At 70.3% G+C, this 2,284-nt stretch carries 2 protein-coding genes; both read right to left on the reverse strand.

Annotated elements, in window-relative coordinates; all coding sequences use genetic code 11:
* Positions 1-1,311 (reverse strand): S8 family peptidase (locus tag Pme01_RS30590; RefSeq protein WP_239088567.1); only part of this gene is annotated, 1,311 nt, incomplete at its 3' end.
* Positions 1,312-1,611: 300 nt separating this feature from the next.
* The coding region (locus Pme01_RS30595) for a fascin domain-containing protein (protein ID WP_444544230.1) at positions 1,612-2,284 on the reverse strand (673 nt) is incomplete at its 5' end.

Here is a 2,284-nt window from a genome sequence, read left to right on the forward strand (position 1 = left end):
CACGTCGAACTCCTCCCAGAGCCCCGGCGTGGTGCGGTTGGCGATCAGCGGGGAGTTCCCGCCGCTGTCGGCGGTCACGACCTGGTTGTTGGCGCTGGCGCGCAGGCGCAGCACCGTACCCGGGTCGGTGGCCGCGGCACCCACCTGGAGCAGCTTGTTCGGCGAGCCGACGCCCGGATCGGTCACGGCGCCGCTGACCGCGCCACCGACGATCTTGTCGCGTACCTGCTGCGGGGTCAGGTTCGGGGTCGCCCCCAGCAGCAGAGCGGCCGCGCCGGTGACGTGCGGGGTCGCCATCGACGTACCGCTCAGCGACCTCGTCTCCAGCATGTTGGGCGCCTTCTGGTTGTACCAGGCGGAGGTGATGCCCACGCCGGGAGCGAAGACGTCGACGCACCGGCCGAAGTTGGAGAACCCGGCGCGGCGGTCGGCCTTGTCCGTGGCGCCGACGGTGATCGCCGCGGGGGTGCTGGCCGGCGAGTTGAAGCAGGAGTCCCAGCCGTCGTTGCCGGCGGCGATCGCGTAGGTCACGCCGGAGTTGATGGACTTGGTCACCGCCTCGTTGAGCACGGTGCTCACGCCGGCGCCACCGAGGCTCAGGTTGGCCACCGCCGGCTTGACGGCGTTCTGCGTGACCCACTCGATGCCCGCGATCACCTCGTCGTCCGTGCCCTCCCCGGCACAGTTGAGGACCCGTACGCCGACCAGCTGGACGCCCTTGGCGACGCCGTACTTGGCGCCGCCGATGGTGCCGGCCACGTGCGTGCCGTGGCCGTGGCAGTCGGTCGAGAGGTTCGGGTCGCCCTCGTTGGAGAAGTTCGGGCCGAGGCTCGCCCGGCCCTCGAAGTCACCGTGGTTGACCTCGATCCCGGTGTCGATGACGTAGGCGTGCACGTTGCTCGCAGCCTTCGCCGGGTACGTGTAGGAACCGCCGAGCGGCAGGTACGGCTCGTCGATCCGGTCCAGCCCCCACGACGGTGGGGTCTGCACGTCGTACGCCTTCACCTTGCGGTTCGCCGCGACGTAGGCCACCTCGGGGCGGGCCGCGACCCGCTCCGCCTGGGCCGCGCTCATCTGGGCCGAGAAGCCCTTCAGCGCGTTCGCGTACGTCCGCTTCACCACACCGCCGTGGGTGCGGGTCAGCGACGAGGCGGTGCTCTGCACCGTGACGGCGCTGGCGCTCTTGTTCTTCAGTACGACGATGTAGCTGTCTTTCACCACGCCCGCGGCGCGGGCGCCCAGCACCTTGCCCTTCTTCGCCGGGGCGGCGATCGCCGCGCCACCGGTGGTGACGCCGAGTGCCGCTGTCACAACGGCGAAGGTCATCCCCGCCGCAGCGCAGCGACGGAGTAGATGACGACTTGTCATACGGTGCTCTCTCCAGAAGCCCTCAGAAGCCCTCGCGTCCATGCCGGACGCGATCACGACCCACGCGACGAATGACGGATTCGAAGAACACGCGGGATCCCGTATAGATGATCCACAATGATGACCTCGGCACAATCACCCGTACGTCCAGTACCGAACGAGGGTGTTCGGGAACGGGCCCCTGAACACGACGGCGCCCGCCGGGCCGCGAACGGCTCGGCGGGCGCCGGGTGGTGCGACGGATCAGACGGCGAGCAGCGCGTACTCCTCCCACGGGCCGACGGCGCCGGCCCGGGCGATCAGCGGACTGCCGCCGCCGCTCTCGGCGGTGACGTACTTGCCGTTGGCGTTGGCCAGCAGCGAGGTGGACAGGTCGGCGTTGTAGACCACCCTGAACTTCTCCCACGCGCCGACGGCGCCGGCCCGGGCGATCAGCGGCCGGCCACCGGCGCTCTCGGCGGTGACGTACTTGCCGTTGACCTGCGCCCGCAGTGCGACGAACCCGTCACCGAGGTCGACGACGTCGAACCGCTCCCACAGCCCGAAGCTCTGGCCGCGGGCGATCAGCGGCGCGCCGCCGGCGCTCTCTGCGGTGACGAGCAGGCCGTTGGCGTACGCACCGAGGCTGACCACCGACGACGCCTCGGCGACGGTGAACTGCTCCCACGCGCCGGCCGAGGTGCGGTTGGCGATCAGCGGGCTGCCGCCGGCGCTCTCGGCGCTGACGTACTTGCCGTTGACGACCGCCTTGAGCGTGATCACGCCGTTGACGTTGCTGAGGATGAACTTCTCCCAGAGCGAGATCTGGGTGCCGCGGGCGATCAGCGGCGCGTTACCGCTGCTTTCAGCGGTCACGTACTTGCCGTTGGCGTGCGACCGCAGGCCCACCGAGCCGTCGGCGTCGCCGGACGGGACC

It is taken from the genome of Planosporangium mesophilum (genome assembly GCF_016863255.1).
Taxonomy (GTDB): domain Bacteria; phylum Actinomycetota; class Actinomycetes; order Mycobacteriales; family Micromonosporaceae; genus Planosporangium; species Planosporangium mesophilum.